Here is a 26,391-nt window from a genome sequence, read left to right on the forward strand (position 1 = left end):
TGAGAGTAGGTCATCGTCAAGATTAAATTCCGAACCCCCAATTGCGAAAGCAGTTGGGGTTTTGTTTTGGGCGCTCGAAAAGTGTCCACCTTGCCCCCGGGCACTTGTTCGCTTTGTGTTCGCCCCGTGCACCACAGTGCTAAAGTCCACCCCTCGATTTTGCTTTTCCCAAGGAAGCCGTTATGCCGGACGCCACGCCCCTCAGTCCTGGATTCATGGTGGTTCATGGCAACCGCCTGGATGAGCTGCGAAGCCTGGTGGTCAGTTGGATGCGCCGTTACCCACTGGCGCCTTTGGAAAACGAAATCGCCCTGGTACAAAGCAACGGCATCGCCCAATGGCTCAAGCTGGCCTTGGCCGAAGACTCGGAAGCCGATGACATGGGCGGCTGTGGCATTGCCGCAGCCATCGACGTGCAACTGCCTGGCAGCTTTATGTGGCAGCTTTATCGTATGGTTTTGGGCCGTGACGAAATCCCGCCCAAGTCCCTGCTTGATAAAGCCCCGCTGACCTGGCGCCTCATGCGTCTGTTACCCGAGCTGATCGACCAACCGCACTTCGAGCCTCTGCAACGCTTCCTGACTCAAGATACTGACCTGCGCAAACGCTACCAACTCGCCGAGCGCCTGGCTGACTTGTTCGACCAATACCAGGTTTACCGTGCGGACTGGCTGGAAGATTGGGCCGCAGGCCGGCACCAACTGCGCAATGGTCGAGGCGAGTCAAAACCTCTCAACCCAGCCAACTGCTGGCAAGCCGAGCTATGGCGCGCGCTGCTGCTGGATGTGGGTGAGGCGGGCATGGCCGAAAGCCGAGCGGGCGTTCATCAGCGCTTCATCGAGCGCATCAACAGCCTTGAACAAGCACCGCCCGGCTTGCCTCCCCGGGTGATCGTCTTCGGCATCTCATCGCTGCCGGCCCAGGCGCTGGAAGCCTTGGCGGGCCTGGCTCGTTTCAGTCAAGTCCTGCTCTGCGTGCATAACCCCTGCCGCCATCATTGGTCGGACATCGTCGCCGACAAGGACTTGCTGCGTAACGAATACAAACGCCAGGCGCGCAAGGCGGGCATGCCCGTCACTATCGACCCACAAACCTTGCATCAGCACGCCCATCCGCTGCTCGCTGCCTGGGGCAAGCAGGGCCGTGATTACATCAGTCTGTTGGACAGCTACGATGACCCCAACAGCTACCGTGCGGCATTCCGCGACGGTCGTATCGACCTGTTCAGCGACAGCGAACCCACCACGCTGCTCAACCAACTCCAGGACGATATCCTCGAACTGCGCCCGTTGAATGAAACCCGTGAGCTCTGGCCCGCTGTCGACTTGCAACGTGATACTTCGATCCGTTTCCATATCGCCCACAGCGCCCAGCGCGAAGTGGAAATCCTCCACGACCAATTACTTCATCGTTTCAGCGCCGACCCCACCTTGCGCCCTCGGGATATCATCGTCATGGTCCCCGACGTCGACAGCTACGCACCGCATATTCGCGCGGTCTTCGGCCAGCTCGAACGGCATGATCCACGCTTCATCCCCTTCACCCTCACAGACCAAGGCCAACGCGGCCGCGACCCGCTGTTGATCGCCGTCGAGCACCTGCTCAAACTTCCCGACAGCCGCTTCCCTGTCAGCGAAATCCTCGACCTGCTCGACGTCCCGGCCCTGCGCGAACGCTTCGCCATCAAAGAGCGTGACCTGCCCACCTTGCATCGCTGGATCGAAGGCGCCGGCATCCGCTGGGGCCTGAATGCCGAGCAACGCGCCGGTTTAGGCCTGCCCACGGAGCTGGAGCAAAATAGTTGGCGATTCGGCCTGCGCCGCATGCTGCTGGGCTATGCCGTCGGCACTGGCACGGCCTGCGAGGGTATTGAGCCTTATGACGAAATCGGTGGCCTCGATGCGGCCTTGATCGGCCCACTGGTCGCCTTGCTTGACGCCTTGAGCGATGCCCATCAAGCGTTATCGGAACCCGCGTCGCCACGAACCTGGGGCGAGCGTCTACAACGGTTGATGCAGCTGTTTTTCCTGCCCAGCAGTGAGCACGATGACTACTTGCTGGGCCAGCTCGAACAATTAAGAGAAACCTGGCTGGAAACCTGCGAGTCCGTCGGCTTGCAAGACGAGTTACCCCTTACGGTAGTACGTGAGGCATGGCTGGCCGGATTGGATCAGGGGCGCCTGTCCCAACGCTTCCTGGCAGGAGCGGTCAATTTCTGTACGCTCATGCCCATGCGTGCGATCCCGTTCAAGCTGGTTTGCCTGCTGGGCATGAACGACGGCGACTACCCGCGGGCCCAGCCACCCCTGGATTTTGACCTGATGGGCAGCGATTACCGCCCCGGCGACCGTTCTCGCCGCGAAGACGACCGCTACTTACTGCTCGAAGCGCTGCTGTCAGCCCGCGACCAGCTGTATATCAGTTGGGTGGGCCGCAGCATCCGTGACAACAGCGATCGCCCGGCCTCGGTGCTGATCGGCCAACTGCGCGATCATCTTGCCAGTGGTTGGGAGCACGCCAGCAACGATCAGCCGCTGATCGACGCAATGACCCAGGAACACCCACTGCAACCTTTCAGCGCCCGCTATTTCCACGAAGGCGATTCGCTGTTCAGCTATGCCCGCGAATGGCAATTGCTGCATCAGGCACCGGCGGTCATCACCCAAGAGCAAGGCTTGGCCCCTCACCAACAGGAAGAACCCCTGAGCCTTGGCCAGTTACAGGACTTCCTACGCAACCCGGTCAAGCACTTCTTCAGCCAGCGCCTGAAAGTATTCTTTGAAGCCGCCGAAGTGCCCCTGGCCGACGAAGAACCGTTCGTGCTGGACGCATTGCAACGCTACAGCTTAAGCGACAGCCTGCTGAACGCGGCACTCACCCAACCCGATCAACTCGATCAGGCGCTCGACGCCCAGGCCCTGCGCCTGCAAGGCAGCGGCCTGCTGCCGATGGTCGGTTTCGGTGAATGCCTGCGTAACGAGTTGATCGAGCCGTTGCCGGACCTGGTGCAACGCTATCAGCACCTTCTGGCGCTGTGGCCCACCCCGCATACCGGCGCTGAACCGATCAGCTTTGCGTACCAAGGCATCCAGCTGGAAGGTTGGATCAGCGGCCTGCACCGACGCGGTGATGGCGGACTGTTAAGCGTCACCACCATCCCCAACAGTATTGGTTCGATCAAGACACGTAAGTGGCACCGCCTCATCCGCCCCTGGGTCAATCACGTGGTGGCCTGCGCCTGTGGCCTGCCCTTGAGCACCGGCCTGGTAGCCAGTGACGACACCTTGTTGTTGGCCCCACTGGACAAGGCAGGCGCCGAGGACATCCTCGGTAACCTGCTGTTGGCCTGGCACGCGGGAATGAGCGCGCCGCTACCGGTCGCAGTCAAAACCGCCTTCGCCTGGCTCGGCCAGACCGACCCTGCCAAGGCCCAAGCGGCAGCGAGCAAAGCCTATGAAGGCGATGGCATCACTACAGACGGAGAACGCCGCGAAACGCCTGCCCTTACGCGGCAATTTCCAGACTACGCGGCCCTGGTCGCCAGTGAAGAATTCGAAGGCTGGTGCGAAACCCTGTATCGCCCGCTGATCAATGCCCCCTGGCGATCGCTTTCCAGCACGGAGGTCGGCGCATGATCGGCAAACCCTTGGCCCTGGCGTTCCCGCTCAAAGGCAGCCAGTTGATTGAAGCCAGTGCCGGCACCGGCAAGACCTTCACCATCTCCGCCTTGTACCTGCGCCTGGTGCTCGGCCACGGCGGTGATGAATCCGGTTTCGGCCGCGAACTGCTGCCACCGCAAATCCTCGTCGTGACGTTTACCGACGCCGCCACCAAGGAGCTGCGTGAACGTATCCGCATCCGCCTGGCCGAAGCTGCGCGCTTTTTCCGTGACGAAATCGAACAGCCCGATGCGCTGATCGCCGACCTGCGCGAACAATATGATCCGCAGCAATGGCCCGCCTGTGCCAATCGCCTGGACATCGCCGCGCAATGGATGGATGAAGCGGCGGTTTCGACGATCCACAGTTGGTGCCAGCGCATGCTGCGCGAACACGCGTTCGACAGCGGCAGCCTGTTCACACAAACCCTGGAAACTGACCATAGCGACCTGCTGGGCGAAGTGCTGCGCGACTACTGGCGATTGTTCTGCTACCCAATGCACGACGATGCGCTCAACTGGGTGCGCAATCATTGGGGCGGCCCCGCGGCGCTGATGCCACGGGTGCGTGCGTTGTTCGGCAGCGAGCGGCCCACCGACGAAACTCGCGAGCCAGCCGAACTGATCACCGCCTGCCTGCAAGAACGCCGTGCCGCGCTAGTTGCCCTCAAGGCACCCTGGCAACAATGGGCTGCCGAGCTGCGGGATATCTGCCTGCAAGCTGTCGCCGCCAAAGCGGTCGATGGGCGCAAGATGCAAGCGCGCTACTTCGAGCCCTGGTTCGAAAAGATCAGCGCCTGGGCCGCTGATGAAACCCTGGAACAACTGGACATCGGCACCGGCTTCAGCCGCCTGACGCCCGATGGCATGGCCGAAGCCTGGAAAGGCGAGCCGCCGCAGCACCCTGGCATCGAAGCCATGGCCAGCCTCAAAGCCAGCCTCGACGCCTTGCCAACGCCCGACGCGGCGGTGCTGCAACACGCTGCCGGCTGGGTCGGCAAACGCTTCGAAGAAGAGAAACGTCGCCGCGCCGAGATGGGGTTTGACGACATGCTGATCCGCCTCAACGCCGCCCTTCAGGCAGACGGTGGCGAGCGCCTGGGCAGTGTGATCCGCGAGCAATTCCCGGTGGCGCTGATCGATGAGTTCCAGGACACCGACCCGGTGCAATACAGCATCTTCGACAGCATCTACCGCATTGAGGAAAACCACCTCGACAGCGGCCTGTTCCTGATCGGCGACCCGAAGCAGGCGATCTACGCCTTTCGCGGCGCCGACATCTATACCTATCTGCGCGCCCGGCAGGCCACCACCGGCCGCCATCACACCCTGGGCACCAACTTCCGCTCCAGCCATGCGATGGTCGAGGCGGTGAACCATGTGTTCCAGCGTGCGGAAACCGGCCGTGGTGCGTTCCTGTTTCGCCAGCCCGATGGCGATAACCCGGTGCCGTTCCATTCAGTACTGTCCCAAGGCCGCCGCGAGCAGTTGCAGGTCGACGGCCACACGCTGCCGGCCATGAACCTTTGGCACCTGCCCACCGACCAGCCGATTTCCAACGCGGTTTACCGTCAACACCTGGCCGCCGCCTGCGCCACGCAAATCGTTGCGCTGCTCAATGGTGGGCAGCAAGGCACTGCGGGCTTTGTAAAAGAGGGCTCCCTCAAGGGCGTGTTGCCGTCAGACATCGCCATCCTCGTGCGCGATGGCAAGGAAGCCCAAGCCGTACGGGCGCAACTGGCCAGCCGTGGCGTGCGCAGTGTGTACCTGTCGGATAAAGACTCGGTGTTTGCCGCCCAGGAAGCCCATGACCTGTTGGCCTGGTTGAAGGCTTGCGCCGAACCTGATGTCGAACGCCCGCTGCGTGCCGCCCTGGCCTGCGTCACCCTGAACCTGTCCCTGTCGGAGCTGGAGCGTCTGAATCAGGACGAACTGGCGTGGGAATCGCGGGTGATGCAGTTTCGTGGCTACCGCGCCATCTGGCGTACCCAAGGCGTGTTGCCGATGCTGCGTCGCCTGCTCCACGACTTCAAGCTGCCGCAAACCCTCATCGCCCGCAGTGATGGCGAGCGGGTGCTGACCAACCTGTTGCACCTCAGTGAATTGTTGCAACAGGCCGCGTCGGAACTGGATGGTGAGCAGGCGTTGATCCGTCATTTGGCCGAGCATCTGGCGCTGTCGGGGCAGGCCGGTGAAGAACAGATCCTGCGCCTGGAAAGCGACGAGCAATTGGTCAAAGTGGTGACCATCCACAAATCCAAGGGCCTGGAATACGACTTGGTGTTCTTGCCGTTCATCTGTTCGGCCAAGCCCGTAGATGGCAGTCGCTTGCCGCTGCATTACCACGATGAGCAGGGCAAGTCCCACGTCAGCCTGCGACCCACGGCCGAGTTGATCGCCCAAGCCGACGACGAGCGCCTGGCCGAAGACCTGCGTTTGTTCTACGTGGCCTTGACCCGCGCCAAACACGCCTGCTGGCTGGGCATCGCCGACCTCAAGCGCGGCAATAACAGCAGCTCGGTCTTGCACCTGTCTGCATTGGGCTATTTGCTCGGTGCCGGCGCGTCGTTGAGCGAATCAGCGGGTCTGGCGCGCTGGTTGCTGGACTTGCAGCAAGGCTGCGCGGCCATCGGTTATGACCATGTGCCGGACGCCCAAGACATCCTGTTCCACCCGCCGCGCAATCAAGCGACCCTGCTCGCGCCATTGCTGCCTGAGCGCAAGGCCGCGGAAAACTGGTGGATTGCCTCCTACAGCGCCTTGCGTATTGGTGACAGCATGAGCGCCGCCAACCTCGAAGCCCCCGAAAGCCCACAGGCCCAGAAGCTGTTCGATGACGAACGCCTCGACCCCGATGCCCCTCGGGAAACTGTCGCCTCCGGCGGGGATATTCACCGTTTCCCACGCGGCCCTAACCCAGGCACCTTCCTTCACGGCTTGTTGGAATGGGCCGGGGAAGAAGGGTTCAACGTGACGCCCGAGGCCATCGAAAAAACCGTGGGCGCACGCTGTAACCGCCGCAACTGGGAAGGCTGGATCGTCACCCTCAGCGGCTGGCTGGAGCATCTGTTGCAAACGCCATTGCCCCTGTACAACGAGCGCTTCACCCTCAGCGGCCTGCAGCAGTACCAGATCGAGATGGAATTCTGGTTTGCCAGTCACACCGTCGACGTACTCGCCCTCGACAAACTGGTGTGCCAGCACACCCATGGCGGCGTGTCCCGCGTGGCCGCCGAACCGGTGCTGCTCAACGGCATGTTCAAAGGCTTTATCGACCTGACGTTCGAGCACGATGGCCGTTACTACGTGGCGGACTACAAATCCAATTGGCTCGGCCCTGACGACTCGGCCTACACCCAGGACGCCATGGAACACTCGATCCTCGAGCATCGGTACGACCTGCAATACGTACTTTACCTGCTGGCCCTGCACCGCCAACTCAAGGCGCGCCTGCCACATTACGATTATGACCAGCACGTCGGCGGTGCCCTGTATCTATTCCTGCGCGGTAGCCAATCGGTGAGCCAGGGGGCGTATTTCACCCGGCCGCCCCGTGAGTTGATCGAAAGCCTGGACCTGTTGTTCCAGGGCAAGCTCATCCCACCCAAGGTTGAGCCCGCCTGGGAACAAGGAGTGTTGTTATGAGCCTGTCGCCGTTACCGCTGGAGGCGCTTTTGCCCCTCGATCGTGCCGCCGACCTGCTGCAGTTGCTTGCGCGTTGGGTCGAGCGGGGTTGGCTGAGGGCCTTGGACAAAGCCTTCGTCGGCTTCCTGTACGAGCTGGACCCAAAGGCCGATCCCCTAGTGCTGCTGGCGGCGGCCTTGACCAGCCATCAACTGGGCCATGGCCACGTCTGCCTGGATGTGTTCGAAACCCTCAAGGCGCCGGATTTCGCCCTGTCATTGCCGCCCGAAGGCGACCTGCACACCGACGCCATGCTGCTACCCTCGCAGTTGCTGCACGGCCTGGATGGCGCGCATTGGTGCCATGCCCTGGCTTCAAGCCCGTTGGTCGCGCTGGCCGTCGATGGCAGCGAGGAGGCCCGCAGCCGCCCGTTGGTGTTGTCCGGCAAGCGCCTGTACCTGCGCCGCTACTGGACCTACGAGCGGCGTATCGACCGCGCCCTGCGCCTGCGCCTTGCCAGCGTGGAAGAGGCCGCCGCCGATCTGCCGCAACGTCTCAATCGCTTGTTCGACCAACCGGCGCCCGATGGGGTGATTGACTGGCAAAAGCTCGCCTGCGCCCTGGCGACCCGTGGCGCCTTCAGCATCGTCACCGGCGGCCCCGGCACCGGTAAAACCACCACCGTGGTGCGCCTGCTCGCGCTGTTGCAGGCGCCCGCCGTGGAATCCGGCAGCCCGTTGCGCATTCGCCTGGCCGCGCCCACTGGTAAAGCCGCTGCTCGCCTGACCGAATCCATCAGCCAGCAAGTGCTGTCACTGACAGTACCCGACAACGTGCGGGAAAAAATCCCGACCCAGGTCACCACGGTCCACCGTTTGTTGGGCAGCCGTCCGGGCACCCGGCACTTCCGTCATCACCTGGGCAACCCGTTGCCCTTGGATGTGCTGGTGGTGGACGAAGCCTCGATGATCGACTTGGAAATGATGGCCAACCTGCTCGACGCCTTGCCGCCCCACGCACGCCTGGTATTGCTGGGCGACAAGGACCAACTGGCCTCGGTAGAAGCGGGGGCCGTACTCGGCGATTTGTGCCGCGATGCCGAAGCTGGCTGGTACAGCGCGCAGACTCGCCACTGGCTGCAAGCCGTCAGCGGTGAAGACCTCAGCAGCAGCGGCTTGCAAGAAGACCTCGATGGCAGCCATCCCCTGGCCCAGCAAGTGGTGATGCTGCGCTATTCGCGCCGCTTCGGTGAGGGCAGCGGCATTGGCCAACTGGCGCGTTGGGTCAACCAGCAAAACGCCGAAGAGGCCCGCCAACTAATAGCCGCAGGCCGTCACGACGACCTGTTCTGCGTCAGCCTCAAGGGCGAACATGACCACGCCCTTGAGCGCTTGGTCCTGGACGGGCAGGGCGATGGCGCCCAGGGTTACCGCTACTACCTGAACCTGCTGCAATCGGCACGCCCCTGTGCCGACACCCCGCGTGACGATCCCGCCTGGACCGATTGGGCGCAGCAATTGCTGCACGCCTTCGACGCGTTTCAGCTGCTTTGCGCCGTGCGAAAAGGCCCTTGGGGCGTCGAAGGGCTCAACCTGCGCATCACTGCGGCGCTGCGCAAGGTACGCCTGATTGAAGGTGACGAGCAGTGGTATGAAGGCCGCCCGGTACTGATGACCCGCAATGACTATGGCCTTGGCCTGATGAACGGCGACATCGGCCTCGCGCTGAAATTGCCCGAAAGCGAGGGCGGCCCCCACGTGCTGCGGGTGGCCTTCCCACGTAACGATGGCCAGGGCGGCGTACGTTTTGTGCTGCCCAGCCGCTTGAATGATGTTGAAACCGTGTATGCGATGACTGTGCACAAATCCCAGGGCTCGGAGTTCACCCATACGGCGCTGATCCTTCCGGACGCTTTGAACCCGGTGCTGACCAAAGAGTTGATCTATACCGGTATTACCCGCGCCAAGCGCTGGTTCAGCTTGATCGAGCCCCGCGGTGGGGTGTTTGAGGAGGCGGTACGGCGCAAGGTCAAGCGTTTGAGTGGGTTGATGCTGGAGTTGGGCGCCGCACCTGAGAACTGACTGATAGGTCATGAAATATTTCTGATTCAGATGTCTGATTTTTCTGAAAAAATAGTAAGCCCCGTACCAGCTGTGCGGCATGGGGTTTACCGCCGCTGTGCTATCGTTGCGGCATCACCCTGGAAAATACCTGAGAGAAGTGCTGCATGAACGTGGCTGTCTCGCCCACAGAGCGCAGTTTGAGCTGGAGACGGATGTTGCTGGTGGCGGTTCTGTGCCTGCTCGTGCCGCGTGTTTGGGCGCAGACGCCGAGCCTCGCCGAGCAGCGCGCCCAGGCGGTCACCCAGGTCGTCCTGGGTATCCTCAGCTATGCGCGATGGCCGGTGGAGCCAGCGCAATTGCGGCTGTGCATTGTCGGGCCGACTCAGTACACCGATGACTTGGTCAAAGGCACCACCCAGGCCACCGGTCGTCCGGTGCTGGTGCGGCGCCTGCTGGTCGATCATCCGGATATCGTCAATGCCTGCGACGCCGTCTACATCGGCAAGATCACCCCCGACGAACGCAACCGCCTGTTTACCTCATTGATCGGCCACCCGGTACTCAGCATCAGCGAAGGCGGCGACCAATGCACAGTAGGCAGCCTGTTCTGCCTGCGCGTCAGCGATGAGCAGGTGTCGTTCGAGGTCAATCTGGATTCCGTCGCCCGTAGCGGCGTGCGCATCCATCCCAGTGTGTTGCAGTTGTCCCGTCGTCGAGCGCCTGGCTCATGAGTCGCGATAAGGTGCGGCCGACCCTGCGTTCGGTGATTGCCCGCGGGCATATGATCCTGGCGCTGGTAGCTGTGACCCTGGCCAGTGTGTCGCTGACCCTGCTGGGCGTGCTTGCCCTGCGGGTTTACGCCGAGCACAACCTGCACCTGATCGCCCGCTCGATCAACTACACCGTGGAAGCGGCCGTGGTGTTCAACGACAGTGCGGCGGCCACCGAAGCCCTGAGCCTGATTGCCTCCACCGAAGAAGTGGCCCAGGCAGAAGTATTCGATATCAACGGCAAGCTGCTGGCGCGCTGGGTTCGCCCGGAAACCGGCATGTTGTCACGGGTCGAGCTGCAAATAGCGCACGCCCTGCTCGAACAGCCCATCAGCCAGCCGATCCTGCGCCAAGGGCAGACCGTCGGCAGCATCCATTTGGTCGGCCACGGTGGCAGTCTGTTGCGCTTCTTGCTCAGTGGCTTGATCGGGATTCTGATCTGCACCGCCCTCAGCGCCTGGGTGGCGTTGCATCTGTCGCGGCGTCTGTTAAATGGTATCACCGTGCCACTGCAGCGCCTGGCGGCTGTTGCCCACGCCGCCCGCAGCGAGCGAGACTTCGACCGCCGCGTACCCTCGGCGCAGATCGCCGAACTCGACAGCCTGGGCAGCGACTTCAACGCCCTGCTCGGCGAGATGGAGGCCTGGCAGAGCCACTTGCAAAGCGAAAACGAAACCCTTGCCCACCAGGCCAGCCACGACAGCCTCACCGGCCTGCCCAACCGCGCGTTCTTCGAAGGCCGGCTGATCCGCGCCTTGCGCAGCGCGGCCAAGGTCAACGAGCGGGTGGCGGTGCTGTTCCTTGACAGCGACCGCTTCAAAGACATCAACGACAGCTTCGGTCACGCCGCTGGCGATGCCGTGCTGGTGGCCGTTGCCGACCGCGTGCGGGCGCAACTGCGCGAGGACGACCTGGTGGCGCGCCTGGGCGGTGATGAATTTGCGGTATTGCTGGCGCCCCTGCACAAGGCCGAAGACGCCCAGCGTATCGCCGACAAAATCATTGCCAGCATGGACATGCCGATTCCACTGCCTGGAGACACCCAGGTGTTGACCTCCCTCAGTATCGGCATTGCGATTTATCCCGAGCATGGTGCCACGCCTGGGACCTTGCTCAACGCCGCCGACGCGGCGATGTACCAGGCCAAACGATTGTCCTCGGGCGGCCAGCAAACGGCGGAGTCGGAGCACCCCGTCGCCAACGTTCAACACAGGAGTTGATTCCCTTGTTCGCTAACACACGCGTTTTATTTATTTCTTTACTCGTCGCCTTCCTGGCCCTCAGCGGCTGCCAGACGCCACCCAAAGGCCTGACCCCGGCGCAAGTCGCTGTGCTCAAACAACAAGGCTTCGAGCTGACCGATGAAGGCTGGGCCTTCGGCCTGTCTGGCAAAGTGCTGTTTGGCAGCGACGTCGAAACCCTCAACAAACCCAGCACCGACATCGTCGAACGCATCGGTAGCGCCCTGGTTGGCGCCGGCATTGAGCGCGTACGTGTCGACGGCCACACCGATGCCTCGGGCAAAGAACCCTACAACGTGGCCCTGTCCCTGCGCCGCGCCAAAAGCGTGGGCAAGGTGCTGACCCGCGTGGGAATGAAAGAAGAAAACATCCAACTGCGCGGCCTGGGCAGCAGCGAACCGGTGGCGCCGAATACGACCACGGCGGGCCGAACCGAGAATCGAAGGGTGTCGATTGTGGTGATCGCGGACTAAGGCAGGTCGCCCGTCCTAACCTGAAATGCATTCAACCTGTGGGAGCGGGCTTGCTCGCGAAAGCGGTGTATCAGTAACGGCCAGGCTGACTGACCCACCGCTTTCGCGAGCAAGCCCGCTCCCACATTTATTTTGCGGTGTATTCGCTTAACGGCTCGGCGTCATCGCCTGCGTTAAGTCATCCACCACTGCCTTGCCCATCTCACACAGATAATGCACAGCCCATGCGTATTGCTCGCCGCGTACATCCATGGCGAGTTTCTTTGAGAAAAAGCGGGGTGGGGGCGTATTCCAAGCGCCGTCTGAGTTGATGCGCCTTGACCAAACCCCACTAACCGCCATCAGGTGTTTTCTCCGTAGGAAAGGCCTGTCATGACGATTTTTGATGCCTAGGCTGATGAGCTTTCGCTTTTTCGCAAGTGGTGGGCTTAGTTAAATGGACGCTCTAACTAACTACCGTAAGGGATTGCGATGAATATAAATGTCAGTAATTTTCGCCAGGAAGTATCTACAGTCAGGCTTTCAAAAGCTGCGTTTGATGAGCTGGTGAGTGCAAGAGAGTTGTTCGAGTCTGAAAGTCCGGATGTTCGATTCGATACCAAGTCTGCCTATATAAACCCTCTACAATTAACCATCCTGAGTGCGGAACTAAATAGAATACGAAGCATGATCGATCATGAAAGTCATGTCTTGATTCTTGATGGCTTTAAGGTGGATAACCTTTCAAATTTCAAATCTCTGGTATGGACATTCGGTTCTTTACTTGGTGTGCCAATGGTACAAAACCATCTTGGTCACAAAGTGATTGAGGTTTATGACCGCGGCGGCAAAAGCATTGAGGAAGGTGCGAGATACCATCAAACCCGTCAAGGCGCCTACGTACACAACGATGGGGTGAGCGACCCGCTGCCTATTGATTACTTGATCTTGGCCTGCGGACAGAAAGCACTTTTAGGAGGTGAGAGCATTCTCATTGATGCAAGTGCGGTATACGCGGAACTGATGGCGTTCCCAGAGGTATTGGAAGCGCTCAAATGCGACTTCTTTTTTGAGAATCGCGGCATGTCAGAGGATGAGCAACTGTTTAAAGCCCCCATCCTGAGCTTTTCCAGTGAAGGTATTCCACTGATCAGGTACTTTCGAGTCTACATTGAGTCAGCTCACCTTAAGGCAGGAGTGCCTTTAACCGTGGCTCAAACCCAGGCGCTGGACTTTCTGGATACTGTTCTCGATCAGTCATCAGTTCAGCATCGAGTACTGCTGGAGCCAGGGCAAGTGCTTATTTCGGCCGATAATAAATTTCTCCATACTCGCACGCACTTCATTGATATGAATGCTCCACGCTCCGAGATCAATGATGCTGAGCCTTTGAGTGATCTGAATCGTTATATGCTACGGATGTGGTTACGCAAACAATGATGCATTCGTGTTCATAACGTAAGTCCTCCCATATCCGCCATAAGCCGAGCCCCATGGAAAATTCCGATATCGCGATCACGCTGGTCTTGATCTCTGCCTTTATGCACGCCACTTGGAATGCCGTAGTCCGCGCCGGTAGCAGTCGCTTCATGACCTTGGCCATGGTCGATGGCACTGCGCTCGTGATATGCCTGCTGGCGTTGCCGTTTGTCAGTGTGCCTAGCCTAGAGGTATGGGGCTACATACTCGTCTCCGTGGTGCTCAACACGGTCTATCGGCTATTTCTGATCAAAGCGTACGAAACGGGTGATTTCGGTCAGGTTTACCCGGTGATGCGTGGGGTGCCACCCGTACTGGTCGCGCTGTTTTCTTACTTTCTGCTGCATGAACAGTTGTCATTCCAGGCGTTGACGGGAGTGTTGCTGATTTGTGTGGGGATTATCAGCCTGACCTTTGTGCGCAGGATGACGGCGCAGATGTTCAAGCCGATCCTGATGGCGGTGTGCGCCGGTGCGTTTATTGCGTCTTACACGGTGGTGGATGCCAAAGGTGTAAGAGCCAGTGAGACGGTGCTGCAGTACATCATCTACCTGACAGTGTTCCAAAGTATTCCGATCCCGATGCTGGCGTTTTCCAAAGAGCGTTCAGCCTTGGCTCGTGCGATACGTGGGCATTGGCGAGTCGGACTATTAGGCGGTGTTTTTTACCTGGCGTCTTACGGATTGGTGTTGTTTGCGTTGTCGCTGGACGCGGTGGCCAAGGTCTCAGCTCTGCGGGAAACCAGTGTTATTATCGGCGCCATTATTGCCGCGCTGTTCTTTCATGAACGGTTCGGTTGGCGACGGATGCTTTCGGCGTTCGTCATTGTTTGCGGGATCATCTTGATCAAAGTGAGCACCTGATGGCCCAGCGTCCGCCCCCTACACCTATGCTTCAAGCGTTCGTCTGCGCAGCGCAAACCGGTAGCTTTGCGCGCGCAGCGTCTGAGCTTAACCTCACTGCCAGCGCTATTAGCCATCAAATTGCTGGCTTGGAGGAGTGGTGGGGCGTGTCGTTGTTTGAGCGGCACTCGCGTGGCGTCAAACTGACGGTGGCAGGGCAGGCTTTGTTGCCGGTTACCGATGGTTTCTTCAAATCGCTGGATGGGGTGCTGCATTCACTCAACCCCGGTAAATCCCAACCGCTGTACCTCTCATGCACGTCTTCTCTCTGTTCGACATGGCTGATCCCCAGGATGCACGGTTCTCACACTGAGGCCTCTTTCAATCTAGATCTGGTGTTGACCAGCGCCGACATGAACCGCGCCAGCCTGGAGGCTCATCAATACGATGTCGCGGTGGTGATGGGGTACGGCGACTACCCGGATCATCATGTCGAATTACTGATGCGCGATGCGGTGTTCCCCGTTTGTTCGCCGGAGTTTCTGCGGTTGAAGGGTGATATTGCGCTGGAGGATGTCGCCCGCAATCCGCTGATTCATCGGGTGGACGATCAGGTGTGTCCGGGATGGGAAAGTTGGTTTGCGTTTCAGGGGCTGGCGGCGCCGCCTTATCACCATGGGCCGAGATTTCCGGATTCGAGTCTGGCGATTAGTCTGGCGGTGAAGGGTGGGGGGATAGCGCTGGGCAGGACTGCATTAGTGTATGACCAACTGGACGGTGGTGCTTTAGTTGCGTTGAATAGTCCCGTGATGATGTCTCCAGCGGCTTACTACATCATTTGTCGAAACGGGCGTCAGTCGGAGCCGGATATTGCTCGGCTGATTGAATGGCTCAAGAGCAGTGCGGGTGAGTTTCTGCGCGAAGTTCGGGTTCGGTATCCGCAAATTGCCGGGGCTGGCGCGGTTTAAATGTGGGAAGGAGCAAGGCTCCTCCCGCATTCGAACGGTATTCGCTTAACGGCTCGGCGTCATCGCCTGCGTTAAGTCATCCACCACTGCCTTGCCCATCTCACACAGATAATGCGCAGCCCATGCGTATTGCTCGCCGCGTACATCCATGGCGGCTTCCATCGCGAGTTTCTTGGAGTAAAAAAGCAGGGTGGAGGCGTGTTCCAATGCTTCCTCAATCGGCATGCCGGAATTAACGCGGAACAGTGGTTTTTGGTTTTCGCCGTAATCGCCGAAGGTGACGACACCGAGGGTGATGATGGAGGAAAGCGGTGGATCGGGGACGATCTTGGACATGGTTTTTCCTTAGGTTAATAAGTAGAAACCGCCACGGCATGTCGCTAAACATGGAAAGGTGGCAGCTGTACGCGGGTTAGCGAACCGGTAACCTAGGAACCCGGTAGACCCGAAGGTCTCCCGCGCACAGCCGCCATAACACGATAATGCGAGCAAAAATGGCCAGCCAGGGTGATTTAGGGCGTTGAACCTACGTTTCTCGGGTCGCTAAACCCAGCCGCTGTTTTGCAGCGACCCGAGGAGGCTAGACACTCAAATCCTATGGCGCAATAGGCCAAGGATTCTCTAGGAAACGTCCTGCAATTTAAAGCGAATCGTCGTTGATGGCGCTTTAATCCGCAAACCTGATCTCCCGCGTCTCCCCCATCAACAACCCCTGATTCTGCTCCGTCACCCCCCTGATGTAATCCCACAACAACGTAATCCGCTTCAACTTGCGTAAATCCTCCCGGCAATACATCCAGAACTGCCGCGTAATCGCAATCTGCTCCCCCAGCACCGGCAACAAGCGCGGATCCTGCGCCGCCAGAAAGCACGGCAATATCGCCATCGACCGCCCTTGCTGTGCCGCCACGTACTGCGCAATCACGCTGGTACTGCGCAGGCTGGCGCTGGCGCCGGGCACGACGTTGGCCAGGTACAGCAGCTCCGAGCTGAAGGCCAGGTCATCCACGTAGCTGATAAACGGATGCTCGGCCAAATCCGCAGGTTTGCGGATTGGCGGGTGTTGGTCGAGGTAGTCCTGGGTGGCGTACAACTGCAATTTGTAGTCGCACAGTTTGCAGCACACATATGGCCCGTGTTCCGGGCGCTCCAGGGCGATGACGATGTCGGCTTCGCGCTTGGACAGGCTGATGAAGTGGGGCAGGGGCAGGATGTCTACCGAGATCGCAGGATACGTGTCGACGAAATGGCTTAGCTGTGGGGTGACGAAGAAGCTGCCGAAACCTTCGGTGCAGCCCATGCGCACATGGCCGGAAAGTGCCACGCCGGAGCCGGATACTTGTTCGCAGGCCATGTGCAGGGTGCTTTCGATGGACTCCGCGTAGCCGAGCAAACGCTGGCCCTCGGTGGTGAGCACGAAGCCGTTGGTCCGGGATTTTTCAAACAGCAAGGTACCGAGCGACACTTCCAGTGAACTGATGCGCCGCGACACGGTGGTGTAGTCCACCGCCAGGCGCTTGGCGGCCACGCTGGCCTTGCGGGTGCGGGCTACTTCGAGGAAAAACTTCAGGTCATCCCAGTTCAGGGCGCCCAGGGAGGTGATGTTTTTTTGCATATTGGACCGGCTTTTATGTGCGTTCTTATTAGAGATTTGCACATCTATACTCCAAAAACAGTCCGAACGCCTCATTCTTCAAGGCGATTCAACGCCTTGGTTCTCTGCATAACGACAAGATTCTGGAGACCACATGAACGCATCTGCCGATATTTCCGTGCAACAGGTCAAGTTGCTGATCAACGGCGAGTGGGTCGAGTCCAAGACCACCGAGTGGCAAGACATCGTCAACCCCGCCACCCAGCAAGTGCTGGCCAAAGTCCCGTTCGCCACCGCCGATGAAGTCAACGCCGCCATCGACGCCGCCCACCGCGCCTTCCAGACCTGGAAGCTGACGCCGATCGGCGCGCGCATGCGCATTATGCTCAAGCTGCAAGCCTTGATCCGCGAACATTCCAAGCGCATTGCTGTAGTCCTCAGCGCCGAGCAGGGCAAGACCATTGCCGATGCCGAGGGCGATATTTTCCGTGGACTGGAAGTGGTCGAACACGCCTGTTCCATCGGCACCCTGCAAATGGGCGAGTTCGCCGAGAACGTGGCCGGCGGCGTGGATACCTACACCCTGCGCCAGCCTATCGGCGTATGCGCAGGCATCACCCCGTTCAACTTCCCGGCGATGATTCCGCTGTGGATGTTCCCGATGGCGATTGCCTGCGGTAACACCTTCGTCCTCAAACCTTCCGAGCAGGACCCGCTGTCGACCATGCTGCTGGTGGAGCTGGCGCTGGAAGCCGGCGTACCGGCCGGCGTGCTCAACGTGGTGCATGGCGGCAAGGACGTGGTGGATGCACTGTGCACTCACAAAGACATCAAGGCGGTGTCCTTCGTCGGCTCGACGGCCGTCGGCACCCATGTCTATGACCTGGCCGGCAAGCACGGCAAACGCGTCCAATCGATGATGGGCGCCAAGAACCATGCCGTGGTGCTGCCGGATGCCAACCGTGAACACACCCTCAATGCCCTGGTCGGTGCCGGTTTCGGCGCGGCGGGCCAGCGTTGCATGGCCACCTCGGTGGTGGTGTTGGTGGGCGCGGCCAAGCAGTGGCTGCCAGACCTCAAGGCGCTGGCACAAAAGCTCAAGGTCAATGCAGGCAGCGAAGCCGGCACGGATGTCGGCCCGGTGATCTCCAAGCGCGCCAAGGCACGTATCCTGGAGCTGATCGAAAGCGGCGTGAAAGAAGGCGCCAAGCTGGAACTGGACGGCCGCGACATCAAGGTGCCGGGCTTTGAGCAAGGCAACTTTGTCGGCCCCACCCTGTTCTCGGGCGTGACCACCGACATGCGCATTTACACCGAGGAGATCTTCGGCCCAGTGCTGGTGGTGCTGGAAGTCGACACCCTCGATCAAGCCATCGCCCTGGTCAACGCCAACCCGTTCGGCAACGGCACGGGCCTGTTCACCCAGAGCGGGGCGGCGGCGCGTAAATTCCAGAGCGAAATCGATGTGGGCCAGGTCGGCATCAACATTCCGATCCCGGTGCCGGTGCCGTTCTTCAGCTTCACCGGCTCGCGCGGTTCCAAGCTTGGCGACTTGGGCCCATACGGCAAGCAAGTGGTGCAGTTCTACACTCAGACCAAAACCGTCACCAGCCGCTGGTTCGACGATGACACGGTCAACGATGGCGTCAACACCACCATCAACCTGCGCTGAACCTGGGAGACGACCATGAAGATTGCATTTATCGGCCTGGGCAACATGGGTGCGCCCATGGCCCGCAACTTGATCAAGGCTGGCCACGCGCTGAATCTGTTCGACCTGAACCAGGCCGTACTCAAGGAACTCGCTGAACTGGGCGGCACCATCAGCAGCTCACCACGTGATGCGGCCCAAGGCGCCGAACTGGTGATTACCATGCTGCCGGCAGCGGCCCATGTGCGCAGCGTGTGGCTGAATGAAGACGGCGTACTCGCCAGCATCGGCAAAGGCATCCCCGCCGTGGATTGCAGCACCATCGACCCGCAAACCATCCGTGATGTAGCGGCTGTGGCAGCGAAACAAGGCGTGGCCGTGGCCGATGCGCCGGTCTCCGGTGGCACCGGCGGCGCCCAGGCCGGGACGCTGACCTTTATGGTCGGCGCCAACCCGGAATTATTCGCTACCCTGCAACCGGTGCTGGCGCAGATGGGCCGCAACATCGTGCACTGTGGTGATGTCGGCACCGGGCAAATCGCCAAGATCTGCAACAACCTGTTGTTGGGTATCAGCATGGTCGGCGTCAGTGAGGCCATGGCCCTGGGCGATGCGCTCGGCATTGATACGCAAGTGCTGGCGGGCATTATCAACAGCTCCACCGGGCGTTGCTGGAGTTCCGACACTTACAACCCGTGGCCGGGCGTGATCGAAACCGCACCGTCATCGCGCGGCTATACCGGTGGCTTCGGCGCCGACCTGATGCTCAAGGATTTGGGCCTGGCCACAGAAGCCGCACGCCAGGCGCATCAGCCGGTGATCCTCGGCGCGGTGGCCCAGCAGTTGTACCAGTCGATGAGCCAGCGCGGGGAGGGCGGTAAAGACTTCTCGGCGATCATCAACAGCTATCGCAAGCCCAAATAAATAACTGTGGCGAGGGAGCTTGCTCCCGCTGGACCGCGCAGCAGTCCCATCTTTTGGGGCCGCTACGCGCCCCAGCGGGAGCAAGCTCCCTCGCCACAGGTTTGGCAGCTCAGGCAAACACAAAATACTTACGCACCGTCTCGACCACTTCCCACGTCCCCTTCATCCCAGGCTCTACCACAAAGATATCGCCAGCGCGCAGATGAATCGGCTCCATGCCTTCAGGCGTGATCACGCAGTAGCCTTCCTGGAAATGGCAGTATTCCCACTTCACGTATTCCACGTACCACTTGCCCGGCGTGCAGATCCAAGTGCCCATGATCTTGCTGCCGTCTTCGCTGGTGTAGGCGTTGAGGTTGACGGTGTGCGGGTCGCCTTCGAGCTTTTCCCATTTACAGGCATCCAGGACCGGCAGTGGGTGGGTGTCGCGCAGTACGGTGATGGGCTTGGACATGTTGACTCCGAGGCAGGGAAGGGAAAGATGCACCCTAAGGCCTTGGGCGTTGCGCAGATGGTCTGAACTCGACATTGGGATGCCCAGAAGCGCAGACACGTGAACACCGCAGTCCCCTGTGGGAGCCGGGCTTGCCCGCGATGACGGTGGCACAGCGAGCATCTCCCTTGCCTGACACTCCGCTATCGCTGGCAAGCCAGGCTCCCACAGAAGGTTGTGGCGTATCTGAGCGACAGATCTGTGCATCAAACCGATGTTTCCTCGCAGTAACTGCGAAAGATTTCCCGTGTCGCGCCAGAATTCGCAAGAAAATTCACACCCCTCCCTCGTATCATTCACCTCAGTAACGAGTGAGAGCCTTGCAATGAACCCAATAAAAACGTGGTGGGATATCAGCCCGCCCTTGAGCACGGCCACCCCGACCTGGCCGGGCGATACACCGTTCCAGGAAGAGCGTGTGTGGCAGTTCGGCCCGGAGTGCCCGGTGAATGTGGGGCGCGTGACCCTGTCGCCGCACACGGGTGCCCATGTGGATGCGCCGCTGCATTACAGCGCTGATGGCGCGCCGATTGGCGAGGTGTCGCTGGATGTGTACATGGGCCCATGCCGGGTATTGCATTGCCTGGGCAGCGGCGCTCTGGTGCAGCCCCATCAGTTGCAAGGGCGTGTGGATAACGTGCCGGAGCGCGTGCTGTTGCGTACTTATCCACAAGCGCCACTGACTGAATGGGATTCGAACTTCACGGCCATCGCCCCGCAAACCATTGAGCTGCTCGCCGGCCTGGGTGTGCGCCTGATCGGTATCGACACGCCGTCCCTGGACCCGCAACAGTCCAAGACCATGGATTCGCACAACGCCGTGGCCCGCCATGGCATGGCGATCCTCGAAGGTATAGTGCTCGATGACGTACCGGAGGGCGACTATGAATTGATCGCGCTGCCGCTGCGCTTCGCCAACCTGGACGCGAGCCCCGTGCGCGCCATTCTCCGCCCGCTCAAGGAGCCCACGCGATGAGCCAATGTCCTTTCTCTCCAGACTATAAGCCTGCCGATAACCAAGCCCCGGAAGAATGGCATAACGCCGAACTGAATTTTTCCGAGTCCATGAGCTATGGCGACTACCTGGACCTGGGCAAAGTCCTCAGCGCCCAGCATCCGCTGTCGCCGGACCACAACGAAATGCTCTTCATCATCCAGCACCAGACCTCGGAGCTGTGGATGAAGCTGATGCTCCACGAACTCAAGGCCGCCCGCGAACATGTGCGCCTGGGTGAGCTGCCCCCAGCATTCAAGATGCTGGCGCGGGTGTCGCGGATCTTCGATCAACTGGTGCACGCCTGGGCGGTGCTGGCGACCATGACGCCGTCGGAGTACAAGGCGATTCGCCCGTTCCTGGGGCAGTCGTCGGGGTTCCAGTCGTTCCAGTACCGCGAGATCGAATTCATCCTCGGCAACAAAAGCCCGGCGCTGCTGCGGCCCCATGCCCATCGCCCGGAGTTGCTGCAGCAATTGCAGGTGGCGATCGCCACGCCCTCGCTGTATGACGAGGCCGTAAACCTGATGGTCAAGGCGGGGTTGGCGATTGATCCCAAACGCGCCGAGCGCGACCCGACCGCAGCCACGGTGCACGATGAATCGGTGGAAGCTGCCTGGCGCGAGGTGTATCGCGACCCGAGCCGTTACTGGGATTTGTATCAGTTGGCCGAGAAGTTTATCGACCTGGAAGATTCGTTCCGCCAGTGGCGCTTCCGGCATGTCACCACGGTGGAGCGCATCATCGGCTTCCAGCCGGGTACTGGCGGCACTGAAGGCGTGGGGTACCTGCGCAAGATGCTCGATACGGTGCTATTCCCCGAACTGTGGCGCGTACGTTCCACGCTCTAAACAAAAAGCCCCGGATTACCGGGGCTTTCATTTGGAACGCAATCCAAAATGTGGGAGCGGGCCTGCTCGCGGATGCGGTAGTTCAGTCAACGGATGGGTAGCTGACACTCCGCATTCGCGAGCAAGCCCGCTCCCACAGAGGTTACTGCGCCACGGCAACTTTCCCGTTTCTGATCCGAAACCGATAGGCGATGTAGATAATCCCCACCCACACCGGCATCGCATACACCGACTCGCGAATCCCAGGAATCGCCAGCATCACGCCAATGATCATCACCATGAACGCCAGGCACAGGTAGTTGCTGAACGGGAACCAGAAGGTCTTGAACGACGGCGTCACGCCTTGCTCGCCCATGGCCTTGCGGAACTTGATGTGGGTCAGGCTGATCAATGCCCAGTTGATCATCAACGAAGCAACCACCAGCGCGAACAGCAACTCCAGCGCACTGTGCGGCGCTACGTAGTTGACCACCACGCACAGCATGGTCACCAACGCCGAAATCGCCAGGGCCCGCAGCGGCACACCTTGTTTGTTGAGCTTCATCAGCGCCTTGGGCGCGTCACCTTGTTCGGCCAGGCCAAACAGCATGCGGCTGTTGCAGTACACGCCGCTGTTGTACACCGACAACGCCGCGGTCAGCACCACGAAGTTGAGGATGTGGGCGGCGGTGTCGTTGCCGATCAGCGAGAAAATCTGCACAAACGGGCTGCCGCTGTAGGCATCGCCCGACGCGCCGAGGGTTTGCAGCAATTGATCCCACGGGTACAGCGACAACAGCACGGTCAGCGCGCCGACGTAGAAAATCAGGATGCGGTACACCACCTGATTGATCGCCTTGGGGATCACCTTGCGCGGTTCGCTGGCCTCGGCGGCGGTGATGCCAACCAGCTCCAGGCCACCGAACGAGAACATGATGAAGGCCATGGACATCAGCAGTCCCATGCCGCCGTTGGGGAAGAACCCGCCGTGGCTCCACAGGTTGCTGACCGACGCTTGCGGGCCGCCAGTGCCGCTGAACAGCAGGTAGCAGCCGAGCACGATCATGCCGACAATCGCCACCACCTTGATGATCGCAAACCAGAATTCGGCTTCACCGAAGAACTTCACGTTCAGGGTGTTGATCAGGTTCACCGCGACGAAGAACACTAGCGCGCTGACCCAGGTTGGAATCTCCGGCCACCAGAACTGGATGTACTTTCCCACCGCCGTCAGTTCGGCCATGCCCACCAGCACGTAGAGCACCCAATAGTTCCAGCCCGCCAGGAAGCCCGCGTAACCGCCCCAGTATTTATGTGCGAAGTGGCTGAAGGACCCGGCCACCGGCTCTTCGACGATCATCTCGCCGAGCTGGCGCATGATCAGGAACGCGATAAACCCGGCCACTGCATAGCCCAGGATCATCGACGGCCCCGCCGACTTGAGTACCCCGGCCGAGCCGAGGAACAAGCCTGTACCAATCGCGCCTCCCAAGGCGATCAGCTGAATGTGCCGGTTTTTCAGGCCTCGCTTGAGGCCCACCGGGTTTACCATGTCATCCGCCATTAACATTCCCTTCTACTTGTTTTTCTCAAGGGTGATTGCACGCCGCATCGGCCCCTCAGAACTGCTGAGGGTCAGATATTACTCTGCGTAAACTTTTCGTAATACAGTTGAACGCCATCAAGTGCCTGATCCACCAGCCATTGTTGAATGGATTCGACCATTGGAGGGGGACCGCACACGTACATATCCGCCGATCTGTCCCGCAATTCGGCCAGGTCGAAATGCTCGGTGAGGTAGCCGCGTTTGCCCGTCCACTCGGCTGAGGCATCGCTCAGCACTTCGGTGTAGCGAAAGTTCGGGATTTTTGCCGCGTAGGCGTGGATACGCGCCGCTTCACATAAATCTTCGGCGCCGCGCACGCCGTAATACAGATGCACAGGTTGCGTGCAGCCGTTGACGGCCAGCTCGTCGAGCATGCCCAGCAATGCCGACAACCCGGTGCCGCCCGCCACCAGTACCAGTGGTTGGGTGACGTGCCGCAGATAAAACGCACCCAAGGGCGCCTCCATCAGCATTTCATCACCCACCTGGCAGCGTTCACGCAGGTAGTTGCTCATTACTCCATCGGGCAGCAGGCGCACCAGGAACTGCAGTTGGTTACCCGGCCGATTGGCGAAGGAGTAGGAGCGCCAACTGTCGGTGCCGGGCACCGACAGACGCGCGTATTGGCCAGGCAAAAAGTCCAGTGGCTGGGCCAGGTGCACCTGCAAGATGGCGGTGCTGGTCGACACCTGCTGCACCGCGCTCACCGTGCCGCGTACCTGCACGGGCCCGGCGGCGTTGCACAGGCTCGAATCAAAGTCGAAATAAAAGGTGGCATCGGACTTCACCCGGGTCTGGCAACTGAGCATCTTGCGTTGTTGCAGGTCGAGGCTGGATAGGGCTTCCTCGTCGACGTAGTCCTGGGTGTACTCGCCGGACTCACAGCGCCCCTGGCAGGTTCCGCACACGCCTTCGCGGCAATCGAGCGGGATCTTGATACCGTTGCGCAGCGCGGCATCCAACAGGATTTCATGGGCGCCCACCGGGAAGAACAGGGTTTTGCCATCGGCAAAACTGAAGGCCACTTTGTGATTCATTCACGAAACTCCACGCGTGTATTGCTGGTGCATAACCTGTGGCGAGGGAGCTTGCTCCCGCTGGAGTGCGCAGCGCTCCCAAGCTTTTGGGGCCGCTTCGCAGCCCAGCGGGAGCAAGCTCCCTCGCCACAGGGTGTGATGTGCTTGATTACAGATGATAGAAATCCAGCACCGAATTGATGGTGTCGTTGAGCAGCAGCGCGTGCTTGCGCGTGATCAACCAGCTGTCACCCTCGGGCTTGAGGCGATAGGTCGCATGCCCGTAGAACTGCTCGGACGTGGCCAGGCGATAAAACAACGTGTGCCAGTTCAAACGCACCTCCAACGTGCCGTCGGCCTGCTCGGCAATGCGTACGTTATTGATCAGGTGCAAGGTGCGCGGCATCGGCGTGGCAGAGGCGGCCTTGCCGGTGCGCAGGCGGAACACGCGGTCTTCCAGGCCCGAACGGTTGGCGTAGTAGATCAACGACATCTCGCGCTTGGGGTCTTGGGTGTAGACGTGTTCCGAGTCCCATTGCGGCAGGTGGAATTCACTCTGCGGGTCGAACAACTGCACGTAGGCGTCCCAGTCCTGGGCGTCGCACAGCTCGGACTTGCGGTAGAAGAACTGCTCGATCTGGTACTGCAATTGCGCATTCATCACTTCACCTCCCGCAGTGTCAGCGCTTGTCGGTCCAGGCCCTTGAGCAGAAACTGTTGCCAATTGCGGTGCTGGTTGACGTACAAGCCTTCGTGGGTGAATTCAGTGCCGGTCATGGCCGGTTGAATGCCGATGGCTTCACTGTTGGGCGTGGGTCCGGTCTCCCAGCGGTGGCTGCCCCGTGAGATATCGCTCCAGCGTTCCAGGCGGCCCTGGAAACCGCGTTGGGCTTCGCGAAACTCCACCAGATCGTCCGGCGTACCCATGCCCGAAACGTTAAAGAAGTCTTCGAACTGGCGAATCCGGTTTTCGCGATCGGCGTCGGACTCACCCTTGACCCCCAGGCACTGGCTGATGATCTCGGTCTTGTTCCAGGCCACTGGGCGGATGATGCGCAACTGCGAGCTGATCTGGTCGAGAAAGAACAGGCTGGGGTAGATGTTCAGGTTGCGCAGGCGGTGCATCATCCACTCGGCCTTCTGCTGGCCGTGTTCTTCTACCAGGCGCGGCATGATGGTGGCGTAGCCGGAGCGTACGCTGGGGTTGGGCATGTCGCTGAACAACACGCTGTGGCCATTGTTGAAGGCGAACCAGCCGTCGTCGGTGTTCGCGTCGCCGGCGCCGAGCTTGCTGTAGTCCAGCGTCGTGCTGGAACCTGCGCCGTTCTCGGTGTTGACCTGCTGGCGATGCTGCACGGTGGCCACATAGTTGTAGTGCACGGTGCTGACGTGATAACCGTCCAGGCCGTTTTCGTTTTGCAGTTTCCAGTTGCCGTCGTAGGTGTAGGCGGACTTGCCCGGCAGCACCTCCAACTCTCCGGTGGCCGATTGCGCCACCATCATGTCGAAGAACACTTTGGCGTCGCCAAGGAAATCTTCCAGGCTGTCGGTGCCATTCACGTCCAGGCTGATAAACACAAAGCCCTTGTAGCTGTCGATGCGCGCTTTTTTCAGGCCGCGGGTGGCCTTGTCGAAACCTTCCGGGTATTCCCCCGGCGCCTTGACCTTCACCAGTCGGCCGTCGCTTTTGTAGCACCAGGCGTGAAACGGGCAGGTGAAGGTGGACTGGTTGCCCTTGCCCACGCGGGTGAGGGTGGTGCCGCGATGCTGGCAGGCGTTGATCAGCGCGTTGAGCCGGCCTTCGCCGTCGCGGGTGATGATCATCGGCTGGCGCCCGGCGCGCATCGTCACGAAGTCGTGGTTATGGGCCAGTTCGCTTTCGTGGCAGGCGTAGATCCAGTTCTTCTCGAAGATCAGTTCCATCTCCAGGTCGAACAGCTCGGGCTCGGTGAACATGTCGCGGGCGATGCGGAACACTTCATCCGCCGGGCGAAAGTCCAGGCAGCTTTCGATAAAGGATTTCCACTGTTCGACGGTTCTTGCACCACTCATGGGAGGTACCTTTTGATCATGGCTAAACGGTGAGCCATTAAGCGGCTGCAATGCGGTGGCGGGCTATCCGCTTAATGGGGGAACGCAGGCCGCAAAGTTGGGCAGCAAATACCCATGGCGGTGCGCGCAGGTGA

20 protein-coding genes and 1 pseudogene are annotated in these 26,391 nt (G+C 60.3%); 13 read left to right on the forward strand and 8 right to left on the reverse strand.

Annotation, left to right across the window (positions count from 1 at the left end):
- Nucleotides 1-182 precede the first annotated feature (182 nt).
- The 6 genes from recC to CER19_RS10780 all read left to right on the forward strand — a co-directional run bounded on the left by recC (nucleotide 183) and on the right by CER19_RS10780 (nucleotide 11,829).
- Complete coding sequence (gene recC / locus CER19_RS10755; protein ID WP_116666407.1) at nucleotides 183-3,635, forward strand: exodeoxyribonuclease V subunit gamma; 3,453 nt, start codon at nucleotides 183-185, stop codon at nucleotides 3,633-3,635.
- Nucleotides 3,632-7,303: an exodeoxyribonuclease V subunit beta gene (recB, locus tag CER19_RS10760; protein ID WP_116666408.1), complete on the forward strand. Its 3,672-nt coding sequence runs from the start codon at nucleotides 3,632-3,634 to the stop codon at nucleotides 7,301-7,303. The genes recC and recB overlap by 4 nt, the downstream gene beginning before the upstream one ends.
- Nucleotides 7,300-9,363: an exodeoxyribonuclease V subunit alpha gene (gene recD / locus CER19_RS10765; RefSeq protein WP_116666409.1), complete on the forward strand. Its 2,064-nt coding sequence runs from the start codon at nucleotides 7,300-7,302 to the stop codon at nucleotides 9,361-9,363. The genes recB and recD overlap by 4 nt, the downstream gene beginning before the upstream one ends.
- Before the next feature lie 146 nt (nucleotides 9,364-9,509).
- On the forward strand, nucleotides 9,510-10,076 hold the full coding sequence (locus tag CER19_RS10770) for a YfiR family protein (RefSeq protein ID WP_116666410.1): 567 nt from the start codon (nucleotides 9,510-9,512) through the stop codon (nucleotides 10,074-10,076).
- Nucleotides 10,073-11,335 carry a diguanylate cyclase domain-containing protein gene (locus tag CER19_RS10775; RefSeq protein ID WP_034128793.1) on the forward strand — a complete coding sequence of 421 codons (1,263 nt, stop codon included), beginning with the start codon at nucleotides 10,073-10,075 and terminating at the stop codon, nucleotides 11,333-11,335. The genes CER19_RS10770 and CER19_RS10775 overlap by 4 nt, the downstream gene beginning before the upstream one ends.
- Nucleotides 11,336-11,340: 5 nt before the next feature.
- Nucleotides 11,341-11,829, forward strand: a complete 489-nt coding sequence (locus CER19_RS10780) for an OmpA family protein (protein ID WP_105228468.1) — start codon at nucleotides 11,341-11,343, stop codon at nucleotides 11,827-11,829.
- A gap of 147 nt (nucleotides 11,830-11,976) precedes the next feature.
- Here the strand turns inward: CER19_RS10780 and CER19_RS10790 are convergent.
- Nucleotides 11,977-12,102, reverse strand: a pseudogene (locus tag CER19_RS10790) (DUF3077 domain-containing protein); the annotation flags it as partial.
- A 198-nt stretch (nucleotides 12,103-12,300) separates the two neighbouring features.
- Here CER19_RS10790 and CER19_RS10795 point away from each other — a divergent pair.
- The 3 genes from CER19_RS10795 to CER19_RS10805 are packed head-to-tail and all read left to right on the forward strand — an operon-like array spanning nucleotide 12,301 to nucleotide 15,097.
- Nucleotides 12,301-13,248 carry a TauD/TfdA family dioxygenase gene (locus tag CER19_RS10795; protein WP_116666411.1) on the forward strand — a complete coding sequence of 316 codons (948 nt, stop codon included), beginning with the start codon at nucleotides 12,301-12,303 and terminating at the stop codon, nucleotides 13,246-13,248.
- A 53-nt stretch (nucleotides 13,249-13,301) separates the two neighbouring features.
- Nucleotides 13,302-14,150: an EamA family transporter gene (locus CER19_RS10800; protein ID WP_116666412.1), complete on the forward strand. Its 849-nt coding sequence runs from the start codon at nucleotides 13,302-13,304 to the stop codon at nucleotides 14,148-14,150.
- Nucleotides 14,150-15,097, forward strand: a complete 948-nt coding sequence (locus CER19_RS10805; protein ID WP_116666413.1) for a LysR substrate-binding domain-containing protein — start codon at nucleotides 14,150-14,152, stop codon at nucleotides 15,095-15,097. The genes CER19_RS10800 and CER19_RS10805 overlap by 1 nt, the downstream gene beginning before the upstream one ends.
- Nucleotides 15,098-15,142: 45 nt before the next feature.
- Here CER19_RS10805 and CER19_RS10810 read toward each other — a convergent pair whose 3' ends face one another.
- Both CER19_RS10810 and CER19_RS10815 read right to left on the reverse strand, forming a co-directional pair.
- Nucleotides 15,143-15,433 (reverse strand): DUF3077 domain-containing protein, encoded by a 291-nt coding sequence (locus CER19_RS10810; protein ID WP_116666414.1) that lies wholly within the window; start codon nucleotides 15,431-15,433, stop codon nucleotides 15,143-15,145.
- Nucleotides 15,434-15,764: 331 nt separating this feature from the next.
- Nucleotides 15,765-16,712: a LysR family transcriptional regulator gene (locus CER19_RS10815; protein ID WP_116666415.1), complete on the reverse strand. Its 948-nt coding sequence runs from the start codon at nucleotides 16,710-16,712 to the stop codon at nucleotides 15,765-15,767.
- A 133-nt stretch (nucleotides 16,713-16,845) separates the two neighbouring features.
- Here CER19_RS10815 and CER19_RS10820 point away from each other — a divergent pair, with 133 nt between their 5' ends.
- Complete coding sequence (locus CER19_RS10820; RefSeq protein ID WP_116666416.1) at nucleotides 16,846-18,363, forward strand: CoA-acylating methylmalonate-semialdehyde dehydrogenase; 1,518 nt, start codon at nucleotides 16,846-16,848, stop codon at nucleotides 18,361-18,363.
- A 15-nt stretch (nucleotides 18,364-18,378) separates the two neighbouring features.
- The gene (mmsB, locus tag CER19_RS10825) at nucleotides 18,379-19,266 is read left to right on the forward strand and encodes a 3-hydroxyisobutyrate dehydrogenase (protein ID WP_116666417.1); all 888 of its coding nucleotides are present in this window, start codon (nucleotides 18,379-18,381) and stop codon (nucleotides 19,264-19,266) included.
- Between the two features lie 109 nt (nucleotides 19,267-19,375).
- Here the strand turns inward: mmsB and CER19_RS10830 are convergent, their stop codons facing one another.
- Nucleotides 19,376-19,720 (reverse strand): cupin domain-containing protein, encoded by a 345-nt coding sequence (locus CER19_RS10830; RefSeq protein ID WP_003230905.1) that lies wholly within the window; start codon nucleotides 19,718-19,720, stop codon nucleotides 19,376-19,378.
- Nucleotides 19,721-20,084: 364 nt separating this feature from the next.
- Here CER19_RS10830 and kynB point away from each other — a divergent pair, with 364 nt between their 5' ends.
- Together kynB and kynA are read left to right on the forward strand one after the other, a co-directional pair.
- Nucleotides 20,085-20,735 carry an arylformamidase gene (gene kynB / locus CER19_RS10835; protein ID WP_116666418.1) on the forward strand — a complete coding sequence of 217 codons (651 nt, stop codon included), beginning with the start codon at nucleotides 20,085-20,087 and terminating at the stop codon, nucleotides 20,733-20,735.
- Nucleotides 20,732-21,604 (forward strand): tryptophan 2,3-dioxygenase, encoded by an 873-nt coding sequence (gene kynA / locus CER19_RS10840; protein ID WP_116666419.1) that lies wholly within the window; start codon nucleotides 20,732-20,734, stop codon nucleotides 21,602-21,604. Before kynB ends, kynA begins: the two co-directional genes overlap by 4 nt.
- Nucleotides 21,605-21,746: 142 nt before the next feature.
- Here the strand turns inward: kynA and CER19_RS10845 are convergent, their stop codons facing one another.
- From CER19_RS10845 to antA, 4 genes are all read right to left on the reverse strand, one after another.
- Nucleotides 21,747-23,147: an amino acid permease gene (locus CER19_RS10845; RefSeq protein WP_044274391.1), complete on the reverse strand. Its 1,401-nt coding sequence runs from the start codon at nucleotides 23,145-23,147 to the stop codon at nucleotides 21,747-21,749.
- A gap of 71 nt (nucleotides 23,148-23,218) precedes the next feature.
- Entirely contained in the window at nucleotides 23,219-24,226 is a 1,008-nt protein-coding gene (gene antC / locus CER19_RS10850) for an anthranilate 1,2-dioxygenase electron transfer component AntC (RefSeq protein ID WP_116666420.1), read from the reverse strand.
- Between the two features lie 148 nt (nucleotides 24,227-24,374).
- Nucleotides 24,375-24,866, reverse strand: a complete 492-nt coding sequence (gene antB / locus CER19_RS10855; protein WP_034128781.1) for an anthranilate 1,2-dioxygenase small subunit — start codon at nucleotides 24,864-24,866, stop codon at nucleotides 24,375-24,377.
- Nucleotides 24,866-26,257 carry an anthranilate 1,2-dioxygenase large subunit gene (gene antA / locus CER19_RS10860; protein ID WP_116666421.1) on the reverse strand — a complete coding sequence of 464 codons (1,392 nt, stop codon included), beginning with the start codon at nucleotides 26,255-26,257 and terminating at the stop codon, nucleotides 24,866-24,868. Before antA ends, antB begins: the two co-directional genes overlap by 1 nt.
- Nucleotides 26,258-26,391: the final 134 nt, after the last annotated feature.

It is taken from the genome of Pseudomonas sp. GL93 (genome assembly GCF_003408955.1).
Lineage (GTDB): Bacteria > Pseudomonadota > Gammaproteobacteria > Pseudomonadales > Pseudomonadaceae > Aquipseudomonas > Aquipseudomonas paracarnis.

What these genes read in the sequence shown, in the direction of transcription:
- recC (WP_116666407.1), top strand. Translation starts at nt 183, where the DNA reads ATGCCGGACGCCACGCCCCTCAGTCCTGGATTCATGGTGGTTCATGGC.
- recB (WP_116666408.1), top strand. Translation starts at nt 3,632, where the DNA reads ATGATCGGCAAACCCTTGGCCCTGGCGTTCCCGCTCAAAGGCAGCCAG.
- recD (WP_116666409.1), top strand. Translation starts at nt 7,300, where the DNA reads ATGAGCCTGTCGCCGTTACCGCTGGAGGCGCTTTTGCCCCTCGATCGT.
- CER19_RS10770 (WP_116666410.1), top strand. Translation starts at nt 9,510, where the DNA reads ATGAACGTGGCTGTCTCGCCCACAGAGCGCAGTTTGAGCTGGAGACGG.
- CER19_RS10775 (WP_034128793.1), top strand. Translation starts at nt 10,073, where the DNA reads ATGAGTCGCGATAAGGTGCGGCCGACCCTGCGTTCGGTGATTGCCCGC.
- CER19_RS10795 (WP_116666411.1), top strand. Translation starts at nt 12,301, where the DNA reads ATGAATATAAATGTCAGTAATTTTCGCCAGGAAGTATCTACAGTCAGG.
- CER19_RS10800 (WP_116666412.1), top strand. Translation starts at nt 13,302, where the DNA reads ATGGAAAATTCCGATATCGCGATCACGCTGGTCTTGATCTCTGCCTTT.
- CER19_RS10805 (WP_116666413.1), top strand. Translation starts at nt 14,150, where the DNA reads ATGGCCCAGCGTCCGCCCCCTACACCTATGCTTCAAGCGTTCGTCTGC.
- CER19_RS10810 (WP_116666414.1), bottom strand. Translation starts at nt 15,433, where the DNA reads ATGTCCAAGATCGTCCCCGATCCACCGCTTTCCTCCATCATCACCCTC.
- CER19_RS10815 (WP_116666415.1), bottom strand. Translation starts at nt 16,712, where the DNA reads ATGCAAAAAAACATCACCTCCCTGGGCGCCCTGAACTGGGATGACCTG.
- CER19_RS10820 (WP_116666416.1), top strand. Translation starts at nt 16,846, where the DNA reads ATGAACGCATCTGCCGATATTTCCGTGCAACAGGTCAAGTTGCTGATC.
- mmsB (WP_116666417.1), top strand. Translation starts at nt 18,379, where the DNA reads ATGAAGATTGCATTTATCGGCCTGGGCAACATGGGTGCGCCCATGGCC.
- CER19_RS10830 (WP_003230905.1), bottom strand. Translation starts at nt 19,720, where the DNA reads ATGTCCAAGCCCATCACCGTACTGCGCGACACCCACCCACTGCCGGTC.
- kynB (WP_116666418.1), top strand. Translation starts at nt 20,085, where the DNA reads ATGAACCCAATAAAAACGTGGTGGGATATCAGCCCGCCCTTGAGCACG.
- kynA (WP_116666419.1), top strand. Translation starts at nt 20,732, where the DNA reads ATGAGCCAATGTCCTTTCTCTCCAGACTATAAGCCTGCCGATAACCAA.
- CER19_RS10845 (WP_044274391.1), bottom strand. Translation starts at nt 23,147, where the DNA reads ATGGCGGATGACATGGTAAACCCGGTGGGCCTCAAGCGAGGCCTGAAA.
- antC (WP_116666420.1), bottom strand. Translation starts at nt 24,226, where the DNA reads ATGAATCACAAAGTGGCCTTCAGTTTTGCCGATGGCAAAACCCTGTTC.
- antB (WP_034128781.1), bottom strand. Translation starts at nt 24,866, where the DNA reads ATGAATGCGCAATTGCAGTACCAGATCGAGCAGTTCTTCTACCGCAAG.
- antA (WP_116666421.1), bottom strand. Translation starts at nt 26,257, where the DNA reads ATGAGTGGTGCAAGAACCGTCGAACAGTGGAAATCCTTTATCGAAAGC.